Source organism: Streptomyces sp. NPDC040718, assembly GCF_055593565.1.
The window spans coordinates 245,495-258,406 of record NZ_JBVIXO010000001.1 but is presented as its reverse complement, the minus strand read 5'-3'; the positions used below and the strand labels follow the sequence as shown (position 1 = coordinate 258,406).

The following is a 12,912-nucleotide window of genomic DNA, read 5'->3' as shown; positions in this document are numbered from 1 at the left end:
GGCGACATCACTCAGATTCGGGCATCGCACACCACCGTGGTATTGGCCGTCCGGCCACCATGTGACAGGATCTGGCCATGAGCACGTACCCGGACGGAAGCGGCCCCCACGGCAGGCACCTGATCGCGGTGCTCGCCCTCCCCGGCTTCCCGCCCTTCGAGCTGGGCATCCCCTCGCGCGTCTTCGGCCAGGCCGTGGACGAGGCCGGCGAACCCCTGTACGAGGTCGTCGTCTGCACCGTCGACGGCGAGCCCGTCCCCAGCGACTCCGGCTTCAGCCTCCAGCCCGCCGCCGGCCCCGAGGCCCTCGCCACCGCCGACACGGTGATCGTCCCGCCCACCCACGCCATGCCCGAGCTCGCGCTCGGCGGCCCGCTGCCGCCCGCGGTGGCCGCCGCCATCGCCGGCATCCGGCCCGGCACCCGCCTGGTCTCCATCTGCTCCGGCTCGTACGTGCTCGCCGCCGCCGGACTCCTCGACGGCCGGCCCGCCACCACCCACTGGAACCTCGCCCCCGAGTTCCGCCGGGCCTACCCCCGCGTCCGCGTCGACGAAGAGGTCCTCTTCGTCGACGACGGCGACGTGCTGACCTCCGCCGGGGTCTCCGCCGGCGTCGACCTCTGCCTCCACCTGATCCGCCGCGACCACGGCGCCGCCGTCACCAACCGGGCCGCCCGCATGTGCGTCGTACCGCCCTGGCGCGACGGCGGCCAGGCACAGTTCATCGACCGGCCGGTGCCCGAGCCCACCGTCGCCACCACCACCGCCACCCGCGCCTGGGCCCTGGAACGCCTCGGCGAGCCGATCTCCCTCGCCGAACTCGCCGACCACGCCCGGATGAGCCTGCGCACCTTCACCCGGCGGTTCCGCGACGAGGTCGGCATGACCCCCGTCCAGTGGCTCACCGCCCAGCGCCTGGAGATCGCCCGCCACCTGCTGGAATCCAGCGACCTCCCCGTCGACCTGGTCGCGCACCGCTCCGGCTTCGGCACCGCCAACTCCCTGCGCCAGCACATGCGGGCGTCCATCGGCGTCTCCCCGATCGCCTACCGCCGCACCTTCCGGCCCGCCGCCCGGGCATGACCTCCGGGGTAATCGCCACCGCCGACCCCCGCTGACAGCATCGGAGCAACGGCCGGGACCGCCCGGCGCACCGACAGGGGAGGCCCACATGACCGCGTACGCCATCGCCCACCTGCACCGGCCGACGGTCAACGAGGACGTCCTGCGCTACATCGAGGAGATCCAGGCGACCATGGACCCCTTCGGCGGCCGCTTCCTCGTCCACGGCAAGGAGGTCGAGGTCCTCGAAGGCCCCTTCCCCGGCACCGTCGTCATCATCGGCTTCCCCGACATCGAGCGGGCCCGCGCCTGGTACGCCTCCGACGCGTACCAGGCCATCCTCCCGCTGCGCACCGACCACATCCCCGGCACCGCCTTCCTGGCCGAGGGCGTCCCCGCCGGCTACGACGCCACCGGACGGGCCGCGGCGCTCCGCGAGGCCGCGGGACTCTGACCCGCCGGGCGGATGCGAGCATGGCGGTATGCCTACTCACCTGATCACCGGTGCCGGTTCCGGCATCGGCGCCGCCGTCGCCGCCCGCCTGCACGCCCGCGGCGACGACCTCGTCCTGCTCGCCCGCGACGCCGCCCGCGCCCGGCAGCTTGTCGAGCGTTACCCGGGCGCGCGGACCCTCGTGGGCGACCTCGCGGACCCCGACCGGCTGTCGTGGGCGTTCTCCAAGCAGCCCGTGCCCGAGCGGATCGACTCCCTGCTCCACATCGCCGGCATCGTCGACCTCGGACCCGTCGGCGAGCTCCGCCCCAAGACCTGGCACCAGCAGCTCAACGTCAACCTCATCGCCCCCGCCGAGGTCACCCGGCTGCTGCTGCCCACCCTGCGCGCCTCCAAGGCCACCATCGTCTTCGTGAACTCCGGCGCCGGCCTCACCGCCCACGCCGAGTGGGGCGCGTACGCCGCCTCCAAGCACGGCCTGAAGGCCCTCGCCGACTCCCTGCGCGCCGAGGAGAAGGCCAACGGCATCCGCGTCACCTCCGTCTACCCGGGCCGCACCGCCAGCCCCATGCAGGCCAAGGTGCACTCGCAGGAGGGCAAGGAGTACGACCCCGAGCGCTGGATCGACCCCGAGTCCGTGGCGACGACCATCGTCATGGCCGTCGACCTGCCGCGCGACGCCGAGGTCAACGACCTGTCCGTCAGGCCCGGCCGATGACCGCGAGCGCCACCGGCGTCGGCTCGCTGCCCGGCGGCGACGCCCGCGAGGCCGCCAAGACCGCGACGGGCTCCTTCGAGGACTTCCCGTACCTGCCCGAGCTGCCCGCCCGCGGGCCCGGCGCCGACATGATCGGCCGCTCCCTGGGGCTGCTCGTCGACATGTACGCCCACGTCGAGCCCAGCGGCTGGCGGGTCAGCGACCGCCCCGGCCGCGACACCCGCCGCGCCCGCTCCTGGCTGGGCGAGGACCTCGACGCCCTGGAGGAGTTCACCCAGGGCCACACCGGCAAGCTCAAGGTCCAGGCCGTCGGACCGTGGACGCTCGCCACCGCGCTCGAACTGCACGGAGGCGAAGCCGTCCTCCAGGACGCCGGAGCCTGCCGCGACCTGGCCGGATCCCTCGCCGAGGGCCTGCGCGACCACCTCGCCGACGTACGCAAGCGCGTCCCCGGCGCCGAGATCGTGCTCCAGTACGACGAGCCCTCGCTCACCGCCGTCCTGCGCGGCCGGGTGCGCTCCGCCAGCGGCTACCGCACCTACCGGGCCGTCGACCGGCAGGTGGTCGAGAGCACCCTGCGCGACCTCTTCGCCGTCCACGACGGGGAGGTCGTCGTGCACTCCTGCGCGCCCGAGGTCCCCTTCGCACTGCTGCACCGGGCCGGCGCCACGGGCGTCTCGTTCGATTTCTCCCTGCTCACCGAGCGCGAGGACGACGCCATCGGCGAAGCCGTCGAAAGCGGCCTGAAACTCTTCGCCGGAGTGGTGCCGGGCACCGATGCCCCGTTGTCGGACCCGGGCGGTAGCGTCATGGGTGTCAGGAAGCTCTGGCGCAGGCTGGGACTGGCCCCGGGGACTCTCGCCGAGTCCGTCGTGGTCACCCCGTCGTGCGGTCTGGCGGGTGCCTCGCCCGCGTACGCCCGCGCGGCGCAGGCCCATTGCGTCAGGGCGGCGAGGTCGCTCGCCGACAACCCTGAGTGACGGTCGAGCACGGGCCACGGGAGGACACGGCATGGCAGCCGAACAGCAGGACACGGCAGTACCGACGGCGGCGCGCGAGCAGCACCAGCTGCTCGCCGAGCAGGTCGAGGAGCACCGCTTCCGGTACTACGTGAACGACCAGCCGGTCGTCAGCGACGCCGAGTTCGACCAGCTGCTGCGCTCCCTGGAGGCCCTGGAGGAGCAGTACCCCGAGCTGCGCACGCCCGACTCGCCCACCCAGAAGGTGGCCGGGGCGTACGAGACGGACTTCGCCTCCGTGGAGCACCGCGAGCGGATGCTCTCCCTCGACAACGCCTTCGACGACGAGGAGCTGTCCGCCTGGGCCGACCGGGTGGCCCGGGACGTGAACACCCCGGACTACCACTACCTGTGCGAGCTCAAGGTGGACGGCCTCGCCGTCAACCTCACCTACGAGAACGGCCGCCTCACCCGCGCCGCCACCCGCGGCGACGGCCGCACCGGCGAGGACATCACGCCCAACGTCCGCACCATCGCCGAGATCCCGGACCGCCTCAAGGGGGACCGGGTCCCGGCCCTCGTCGAGATCCGCGGCGAGGTGTACTTCCCGATGGAGAAGTTCGAGGAGCTCAACGCCCGGCTGGTCGAGGCCGAGGGCAAGCCCTTCGCCAACCCGCGCAACGCGGCGGCCGGTTCGCTGCGCCAGAAGGACCCCAAGGTCACCGCGACCCGCCCGCTGCACATGGTGGTGCACGGCATCGGCGCCCGCGAGGGCTTCGAGATCGAGCGCCAGTCGCAGGCGTACGAGCTGCTGCGCGAATGGGGCCTGCCCACCGCCCGGCACAACGAGGTCGTCTCCTCCCTCGCCGAGGTGCGCGCGTTCATCGCCCGCTTCGGCGAGAACCGGCACTCCGTGGAGCACGAGATCGACGGCGTCGTCGTCAAGCTCGACGAGATCGCCCTCCAGGGCCGCCTCGGCTCCACCGCCCGCGCCCCCCGCTGGGCCATCGCCTGGAAGTACGCCCCCGAAGAGGTCAACACCAAGCTCGTCGACATCAAGGTCGGCGTCGGCCGCACCGGGCGCGTCACCCCGTACGCCCAGGTCGAGCCGGTGACGGTGGCCGGCTCCGAGGTCGAGTTCGCGACCCTGCACAACCAGGAGGTCGTCAAGGCCAAGGGCGTCCTCATCGGGGACACCGTCGTCCTGCGCAAGGCCGGCGACGTCATCCCCGAGATCCTCGGCCCGGTGGTGGACCTGCGGGACGGCACCGAGCGCGAGTTCGTCATGCCCGCCCTGTGCCCCGAGTGCGGGACGGAGCTGCGCCCGATGAAGGAGGGGGACATCGACGTCCGGTGCCCCAACGGGCAGACCTGCCCCGCGCAGCTGCGGGAGCGGATCTACTACCTCGCCGGCCGGCAGAGCCTGGACATCGAGAACTTCGGCATCGTCGCGGCCGCCGCCCTCACCGGACCGCTGGAGCCGGCGCAGCCGCCGCTGCTGGACGAGGGCGACCTCTTCGACCTCACCATCGAGGACATCCTCCCCATCAAGGCGTACGTCCGGGACCCGGACAGCGGACTGCCCAAACGGGACCCGAAGACCGGCGAGGAGAAGATCGTCACGGTCTTCGCCAACCAGAAGGGCGAGCCGAAGAAGAACGCCCTGGCCATGCTGGAGAACATCGCGGCCGCCAAGGAGCGCCCGCTGGCCCGGATCATCAACGGCCTGTCGATCCGGCACGTGGGCCCCGTCGCCGCGGAGGCCCTCGCCCGCGAGTTCCGCTCCATCGAGCGCATCGAGCAGGCCACCGAGGAGGAGCTGACGGCAACCGAGGGCGTCGGGGCGATCATCGCCGCCTCCCTCAAGGAGTGGTTCGCCGTCGACTGGCACCAGGAGATCCTGCGCAAGTGGCGCGCGGCCGGCGTGCGCATGGAGGAGGAAGGTTCCGCCGAGGAGGAGGGGCCGCGCCCGCTGGAGGGCCTCACCGTGGTCGTCACCGGCACCCTGCGGAACCACACCCGCGACGGGGCCAAGGAGGCCCTGCAGAGCCGCGGGGCCAAGGTCACCGGCTCGGTGTCGAAGAAGACCTCCTTCGTCGTCGTCGGCGACAACCCCGGCTCGAAGTACGACAAGGCCGTACAGCTCAAGCTCGCGGTCCTCGACGACGCCGGCTTCGAGGTGCTCCTCGAACAGGGGCCCGACGCCGCGCGTGAGGCCGCGCTCCCGCTGGAGGGCGGTGCCGGAGCCGGGGACGGGCAGTAACCCGTACGGGAGTCGTCCAGGGGGCGGCGCAGGCGAACGGATGCATGGCGCCCGGCCGTACGGGCGGGCGCACGCCGGGCGCGGTTCCCGGTGGTAAACGGCCGGTACACGGCTGGTCGAGGGCCGATGAGCTGTCGGATCATCGGACGGGTGACGGGGGGGTCCTGGTCCAAACTCACCCGTTCGGCGGATACCGTACTGATGAGGATGGCTGGGCCGCATTCGGGCAACCACCGCCGACCGCTGCCCCTGGGAGCCTCTCGCGTCCTACTGTTGTGGGGTGCGCCTGTCGTGCGCGGCTGCCTGATGCGCTTTCAGCCGTGATGGCATGACATCGGGGCCATCGCGTGACATCGGCATCGCCGGCTGTGAGAGGGACGGGCATGAAACCCACCGAAAGCGCCGACCCGTCACCTGAATCCGGCGGGGAGATCCCACCCGTGCGGGCGGGCCGGCCGGGTGTCCTGGGTGCCAGGACACCGGAGACCCGCGCCCTCGACACCGGAGCGGGCGGAGCGGGACAGGAGCGGCGGCGCACCGTGCTGCCCCTCGCCCTCGTCGGCTTCGCCGCCGTGGTGCTCGCCGCCGGCATCACCTCCGCACTGACCGACCGTCAGGCGCTGTTCCCCGGCGGCCCCGTGGGGTGGGGCCTCGCCCTGCTCACCGGAATCATCGTCGGCCACCTCGTCGCCCTGGGCCGCGACCGCTGGTGGGGCGGCACCGGATCCGGTGCGGCGCTCACCCTCGGCGTCCTCATCCTCTACGGCTGGATCCCCGCCGGACTCGTGTCCCTGGCGGTGGTCTCCCTCGTCGGGGCCGCGCGCAGGCAGCGCTGGCGCCAAGGCCTGCTGCACGGCTCCGTCGACATCCTCGGCATCGGCGCGGGGGCCCTCGTACTGGCGGCCTTCGGCGACGCGCCGAGCGTCGAGCAGCCGTGGCTGCCCATGGACTGGGACCTCGCGGCCGCCCCCGAAGTGGTCCTCGTCGCCCTCGCCTACCTGCTGGTCACCCGGATCCTGCTGTGGTTCGCGCTCACTCCGCGCGGCGGCGGGCTGCCCACCGTGGCCCGCGCGACCATCCTGCGCCAGGCCCTGGTCGCCGCGGCCCTGCTCGGCATCGCCCCGCTGATCTGCGTGGTCGCCAGCACCCAGCCGGTGCTGCTGCCGCTGTTCGCCGTACCGCTCATCGCCCTCGACTCCACCCTGTGGATCGCCCGGGCCCGCGCCGAGGAACAACTGCGCGATCCGCTGACCGGCCTGCCGAACCGGCAGTGGCTGCTGGAGCGGGCCTGGTCCGCCCTGGACGAGGCCGAACGCCAGGGCACCCGGTCGGCCCTCGTGCTGATCGACCTGGACCGCTTCCGCGCCGTCAACGACACGCTCGGCCACCTCGCGGGGGACCGGCTGCTGCTCCAGATCGCCGAGCGGCTGCGCCAGGCGCTCCCGGCCGACGCGGAGGCGGCCCGGCTCGGCGGCGACGAGTTCGCCGTACTCCTGCCCGCCACCGACTCCACCACCAGCGCCCAGCGCGTCGCCCGCAGCCTGGTCGCCGAGCTCAGCTCCCCCCTGGACCTCGACGGCCTCACCCTGGTCCTGGAGGCCAGCGCCGGCCTCGCCGTCTTCCCCGACCACGCGCTCGACGCGGAAGGCCTGCTGCGCCGCGCCGACGTGGCCATGTACCAGGCCAAGCGGGACCGCACGGGCGTCGAGGTCTACGAGTCCAAGCGCGACAGCAACACCCCCGACCGGCTCGGCCTCCTCGGCGACCTCCGCCGGGCCCTCGACGCCGGAGAGGTGGAGCTCCACTACCAGCCGAAGGTCCGCTTCGACGGACAGGTGGCCGGTCTGGAAGCGCTGGTCCGCTGGGTGCACCCCGAGCGGGGGCGGGTCTCCCCGGACGAGTTCATCGCGATCGCCGAGACCTCCGGGCTGATGCCGCACCTGACGGAGTACGTCCTGGAGACGGCCCTCGCCCAGGTCGCCCGGTGGCGGGCACAAGGCCTGAAGGTCCCTGTCGCCGTCAACGTCTCGCCGCGCGACGTCCACACCCCCGGCTTCGCGGGAGCCGTCGCCGCCCGGCTGGCCCGGCACGGGGTCCCGGCGAGCGGTCTCCAGCTGGAGATAACGGAACACGTCCTGCTGGAGGACCCGCAGCGGGCGGCCGACACCATGGCCGGGCTGACCGGGCACGGGGTCAAGATGTCCCTCGACGACTTCGGCACCGGCTACTCCTCGCTGGTGCACCTGCGCCGGCTGCCGGTCAGCGAGCTGAAGATCGACCGCTCGTTCGTCGCCCGCCTGGCGGTGGACGCCCAGGACGCGGAGATCGTCCGCTGTACGGTCGACCTGGCCCACTCCCTGGGCCTGCTGGTCGTCGCCGAGGGCGTCGAGGACGACGAGACCTGGGAGCGCCTGCGGGACCTGGGCTGCGACGCGGTCCAGGGCTGGCTGGTCGCCGCCGCCATGCCCCCGCAGGAGGCCACCGCCTGGCTGCTGGCCCGCGGCGAGCGCGGCTGGCGCCGCCCGGCCGACATCACGGCGGAACTCGCCGCCGCCGCGGAAACCCCGGCCGGCCCCTGACGCCGCTCCGCGCAGCGGTACACGCGCACCGTGCCGCAGGCGCCGGGCAAACCGTTTACCAGGTCCAGCGGTCGGCCCCATAGGATTGGGGCCGAAACCTACACACTCACCCCCAGAGGATCGCTGCATGCCTGGCATCACGCGCGAGGAGGTCGCCCACCTCGCTCGGCTGGCACGTCTGGAACTGAAGAGCGAAGAGCTCGACCACTTCGCCGGACAGCTCGACGACATCATCGGCGCGGTCGCCCGCGTTTCCGAGGTCGCCGACCAAGACGTCCCGCCGACCTCCCACCCGCTGCCGCTGACGAACGTCATGCGCGCGGACGAGGTCCGTCCCTCGCTCACCCCCGAGCAGGCGCTTTCCGGCGCTCCCGCCCAGGAGCAGCAGCGTTTCAAGGTGCCGCAGATCCTGGGGGAGGACTAATCACCATGGCTGACACCAACATCATCAAGCTCACGGCCGCCCAGACCGCCGAGAAGATCGCCTCCGGCGAGCTCACGGCCGTCGAGGTCACCGAGGCCCACCTCGCGCGCATCGAGGCGACGGACGAGAAGGTCAACGCCTTCCTGTACGTCGACCGCGAGGGCGCCCTGGAGCAGGCCCGCGCCGTGGACGCCAAGCGGGCGGCCGGCGAGAAGCTCGGCCCGCTGGCCGGCGTCCCGCTCGCCCTCAAGGACATCTTCACCACCGTCGGGGTCCCGACCACCGTCGGTTCGAAGATCCTCGAAGGCTGGATCCCGCCGTACGACGCCACCCTGACGCGCAAGCTCAAGGAAGCCGGCGTCGTCATCCTCGGCAAGACCAACATGGACGAGTTCGCCATGGGGTCCTCCACCGAGAACAGCGCCTACGGCCCCACCGGCAACCCCTGGGACCTCACACGGATCCCCGGCGGCTCCGGCGGCGGTTCCGCGGCCGCGCTCGCCGCCTTCCAGGCGCCGCTCGCCATCGGCACGGACACCGGCGGCTCCATTCGCCAGCCCGCCGCCGTCACCGGCACCGTCGGCGTGAAGCCCACCTACGGCGGCGTCTCCCGCTACGGCATGGTGGCCTTCTCCTCCTCCCTCGACCAGGGCGGCCCGTGCGCCCGTACGGTCCTGGACGCGGCCCTCCTCCACGAGGTCATCGCCGGCCACGACCCGCTCGACTCCACCTCCATCGACGCCCCGGTCCCGCCGGTCGTCGAGGCCGCCCGCAACGGCTCCGTCGCCGGCATGCGCGTCGGTGTGGTCAAGCAGTTCGCCGGCGAGGGCTACCAGGCCGGCGTCGTCCAGCGCTTCAACGAGTCGGTGGAGCTCCTCAAGGAGCTCGGTGCCGAGATCGTCGAGCTGGACTGCCCGTCCTTCGACCTCGCCATGGCCGCGTACTACCTGATCGCGCCGTCCGAGGCCTCCTCCAACCTGGCCCGCTTCGACGCCATGCGCTACGGCCTGCGCGTCGGCGACGACGGCACGAAGTCCGCCGAGGACGTCACCGCCCTGACCCGCGAGGCCGGCTTCGGCGACGAGGTCAAGCGCCGCATCATCCTCGGTACGTACGCGCTCAGCTCCGGCTACTACGACGCGTACTACGGCTCCGCCCAGAAGGTCCGCACGCTCATCACCAAGGACTTCGAGAAGTCCTTCGAGCAGGTCGACGTGATCGTCTCCCCGACGACCCCGACCACCGCCTTCGCCATCGGTGAGCGCACCGACGACCCGCTGGCGATGTACCTCGCGGACCTGTGCACCATCCCGACCAACCTGGCCGGCAACTCCGCCATGTCGCTGCCCTGCGGCCTGGCACCGGAGGACGGTCTCCCGGTCGGTCTGCAGATCATCGCCCCGGCGATGAAGGACGACCGCCTTTACAAGGTCGGTGCCGCCGTCGAGGCCGCCTTCGTCGAGCGCTGGGGCCACCCGCTGCTTGAGGAGGCTCCGTCGCTGTGAGTTCCAGTGCACTGTCCAAGGCCAAGGGCTTCAAGAAGTCCAGGACCGGGACGTACCTGTCGATGGGCACCACCGCCTTCGGTGCCATCAGCGTGATCAAGCAGGTCCGCAAGGCCCGCACCGACAACGACACGCTGCAGCTCGTCGACGCCGTCGTATCCGCCGCCGCCATCGTCACCGGCCTCGCGATCCTGTACCGCGAGCTGAAGCGCCTCGGCGACGACGACGTCCTGCTGGGCTGAGAGGGAAAGTTTCACCGTGACCACCTTCACCGAACTGCTGTCGTACGAGGACGCCCTCGCGTCGTACGACCCCGTCATGGGCCTCGAGGTCCATGTCGAGCTCGGCACCAAGACCAAGATGTTCTGCGGCTGTTCCACCGAGCTGGGCGCCGAGCCCAACTCGCAGACCTGCCCGACCTGCCTCGGTCTGCCCGGCTCGCTCCCGGTCGTCAACGCGATCGGCGTCGAGTCCGCCATCAAGATCGGTCTCGCGCTGAACTGCGAGATCGCCGAGTGGTGCCGCTTCGCCCGGAAGAACTACTTCTATCCGGACATGCCGAAGAACTTCCAGACCTCCCAGTACGACGAGCCCATCGCCTTCAACGGCTACCTGGACGTCCAGCTGGAGGACGGCGAGATCTTCCGCGTGGAGATCGAGCGCGCCCACATGGAGGAGGACACCGGCAAGTCGCTGCACGTCGGCGGTGCCACCGGCCGTATCCACGGCGCGTCCCACTCCCTGCTGGACTACAACCGCGCCGGCATCCCGCTCATCGAGATCGTCACCAAGCCGATCGAGGGCGCGGGCGAGCGGGCCCCCGAGGTCGCCAAGGCGTACGTCGCCGAGCTGCGCGAGGTCATCAAGGCGCTCGGCGTCTCCGAGGCCCGCATGGACAAGGGCCAGATGCGCTGCGACGTCAACCTGTCGCTGCGCCCGACCCCCGAGTCCGAGTTCGGCACCCGCAGCGAGACGAAGAACGTCAACTCGCTGCGCTCCGTCGAGCGCGCGGCCCGCTTCGAGATCCAGCGCCACGCGGCGGTGCTCTCGTCGGGCGGTTCGATCGTGCAGGAGACCCGGCACTTCCACGAGGAGGACGGCTCCACCACGGCCGGCCGCATCAAGGACAACGCCGAGGACTACCGCTACTTCCCCGAGCCGGACCTGGTCCCCGTCGCCCCGGCCCGCGCCTGGGTCGAGGAGCTGCGCGCCGGGCTGCCGGAGATGCCGCGCGTGCGCCGCAACCGCCTCCGCGAGGAGTGGGGCGTCAGCGAGCACGACATGCAGTCGATCCTCAACGCCGGCGCGGTGGACTCCATCGTCGCCACCATCGAGGAGGGCGCCGACTCCACCGCCGCCCGCAAGTGGTGGATGGGCGAGCTGGCGCGCAACGCCAACGAGAAGGGCGTCTCGGTCGACGAGCTGCCGATCACCCCGGCCCAGGTGGCCCGGATCGCGGCCCTGGTCGCGGCCGGCGACCTGAACGACAAGCTGGCGCGCCAGGTCATCGAGGGCGTCCTCGGCGGCGAGGGCACCCCGGACGAGGTCGTCGACAAGCGCGGCCTGAAGGTCGTCTCGGACGAGGGCGCGCTCGGCGCGGCCGTGGACGAGGCCATCGCGGGCAACGCGGCCATCGCGGACAAGATCCGCGGCGGCAAGGTCGCCGCCGTCGGCGCCCTGGTCGGCGCGGTCATGAAGACCACCCGCGGCCAGGCCGACGCGGCCCGCGTCAAGGAGCTCATCCTGGAGCGCCTCGGCGTCGAGGGCTGATCCCCGGGCATTCCTGACGAAGGCCCCGCACCGGATCCCGGTGCGGGGCCTTCGCCGTGTCCGGATGTGACGGGGAATCGTCATTGCCGCCATGCGGGGGCCGCGTGAGGATGGGTTCATGCCCACTCCGCACCGGGTCGTCATCGCGGTCTTCCCCGATGTCGACCTCCTCGACGTCACCGGTCCGGCCGAGGTCTTCGCCCTGGCCAACCGGGAGACCGACGGGCGGGCCGGCTACGAGGTCACCCTCGCGGGGCCCACGGCCGGATCGGTGCGGACCTCGGCCGGGGTGCGGCTGCTCGCCGACCGCGCCTTCGACGAGGTCGGCGCGCGGGTGGACACCCTGCTGGTGCCCGGCGCGGTCGACATGACCGAGGCCGGACCGGTCGCCCGGATCGACGACGCCGTCGTGGCGTGGGTGCGGGGGACCGCCCCGCACGCCCGGCGGGTGGCGTCGGTGTGCGTGGGGGCGCACCTGCTGGCGGCGGCCGGGCTGCTGGACGGGCGGACGGCGACCACCCACTGGTCGACCGCCGCCCAGCTGGCGGCCGAGCATCCGGAGGTCGTGGTCGACCCGGATCCGATCTTCGTACGGACCGACCGCGGCCGGCTGTGGACCGGGGCGGGGATCAGTGCCTGTCTGGACCTGGCGCTGGCCCTGGTCGCGGAGGACCAGGGTGAGCAGACCGCCCTGGCGGTGGCCCGGCAGCTGGTGATGTACCTCAAGCGGCAGGGCGGCCAGAGCCAGTTCTCGGTGCCGCTCAGCCGTCCGGCCGCCGGCCGCCGGGACATCGACGACCTGCGGCTGTGGATCTCCGACCACCTCGACGCGGACCTGTCCGCGCCGGCCCTCGCGGCCCGGATGTGCCTGAGCGAGCGGCACTTCGCCCGCGTCTTCACCCAGGAGACCGGCACCAGTCCCGCCGCCTACGTCGAAGCGGCCCGCATCGAGGTGGCCCGGCGCGTGCTGGAGACCACCGACAGCCCGCTCGACCAGGTCGCGGCGGCCGCGGGTCTCGGGTCGGCGGAGACCCTGCACCGGGCCTTCCGCCGACAGCTCGCCACGACCCCGGCGGCCTACCGCCGGCGCTTCCGCACGCAGGCCGGCTGACCCGCACCGATCCGTTGGAGGAGTGGCTTCGCCATGCCCTCTTCGCTGTGATTCATCCCTTTTTGAAA

Annotated in this window: 11 protein-coding genes; all 11 read left to right on the top strand. The window is 72.3% G+C overall.

The window, feature by feature from the left end:
- Positions 1 to 77: 77 nt before the first annotated feature.
- The 11 genes from ACZ597_RS01160 to ACZ597_RS01110 all read left to right on the top strand — a co-directional run bounded on the left by ACZ597_RS01160 (position 78) and on the right by ACZ597_RS01110 (position 12,844).
- Positions 78 to 1,082 carry a GlxA family transcriptional regulator gene (locus tag ACZ597_RS01160; RefSeq protein WP_471323335.1) on the top strand — a complete coding sequence of 335 codons (1,005 nt, stop codon included), beginning with the start codon at positions 78 to 80 and terminating at the stop codon, positions 1,080 to 1,082.
- A gap of 88 nt (positions 1,083 to 1,170) precedes the next feature.
- On the top strand, positions 1,171 to 1,515 hold the full coding sequence (locus ACZ597_RS01155) for a DUF1330 domain-containing protein (RefSeq protein WP_471323332.1): 345 nt from the start codon (positions 1,171 to 1,173) through the stop codon (positions 1,513 to 1,515).
- Between the two features lie 28 nt (positions 1,516 to 1,543).
- Positions 1,544 to 2,233 (top strand): SDR family oxidoreductase, encoded by a 690-nt coding sequence (locus ACZ597_RS01150; RefSeq protein ID WP_471323330.1) that lies wholly within the window; start codon positions 1,544 to 1,546, stop codon positions 2,231 to 2,233.
- Positions 2,230 to 3,213 carry a methionine synthase gene (locus ACZ597_RS01145; RefSeq protein WP_471323327.1) on the top strand — a complete coding sequence of 328 codons (984 nt, stop codon included), beginning with the start codon at positions 2,230 to 2,232 and terminating at the stop codon, positions 3,211 to 3,213. The genes ACZ597_RS01150 and ACZ597_RS01145 overlap by 4 nt, the downstream gene beginning before the upstream one ends.
- A gap of 31 nt (positions 3,214 to 3,244) precedes the next feature.
- Positions 3,245 to 5,455, top strand: a complete 2,211-nt coding sequence (gene ligA, locus ACZ597_RS01140) for an NAD-dependent DNA ligase LigA (protein ID WP_471323324.1) — start codon at positions 3,245 to 3,247, stop codon at positions 5,453 to 5,455.
- A gap of 383 nt (positions 5,456 to 5,838) precedes the next feature.
- A complete protein-coding gene (locus tag ACZ597_RS01135; RefSeq protein WP_471323321.1) occupies positions 5,839 to 8,034 on the top strand; it encodes a putative bifunctional diguanylate cyclase/phosphodiesterase in 2,196 nt (731 codons plus the stop codon).
- Positions 8,035 to 8,161: 127 nt separating this feature from the next.
- Complete coding sequence (gene gatC / locus ACZ597_RS01130) at positions 8,162 to 8,458, top strand: Asp-tRNA(Asn)/Glu-tRNA(Gln) amidotransferase subunit GatC (protein WP_007266718.1); 297 nt, start codon at positions 8,162 to 8,164, stop codon at positions 8,456 to 8,458.
- Positions 8,459 to 8,463: 5 nt separating this feature from the next.
- Entirely contained in the window at positions 8,464 to 9,963 is a 1,500-nt protein-coding gene (gene gatA / locus ACZ597_RS01125) for an Asp-tRNA(Asn)/Glu-tRNA(Gln) amidotransferase subunit GatA (protein ID WP_471323318.1), read from the top strand.
- Positions 9,964 to 10,025: 62 nt separating this feature from the next.
- Positions 10,026 to 10,205: a hypothetical protein gene (locus ACZ597_RS01120; RefSeq protein ID WP_471325055.1), complete on the top strand. Its 180-nt coding sequence runs from the start codon at positions 10,026 to 10,028 to the stop codon at positions 10,203 to 10,205.
- A gap of 16 nt (positions 10,206 to 10,221) precedes the next feature.
- Positions 10,222 to 11,733: an Asp-tRNA(Asn)/Glu-tRNA(Gln) amidotransferase subunit GatB gene (gatB, locus tag ACZ597_RS01115; RefSeq protein WP_471323316.1), complete on the top strand. Its 1,512-nt coding sequence runs from the start codon at positions 10,222 to 10,224 to the stop codon at positions 11,731 to 11,733.
- Positions 11,734 to 11,851: 118 nt separating this feature from the next.
- Positions 11,852 to 12,844, top strand: a complete 993-nt coding sequence (locus tag ACZ597_RS01110) for a GlxA family transcriptional regulator (protein ID WP_471323313.1) — start codon at positions 11,852 to 11,854, stop codon at positions 12,842 to 12,844.
- Positions 12,845 to 12,912 lie beyond the last annotated feature (68 nt).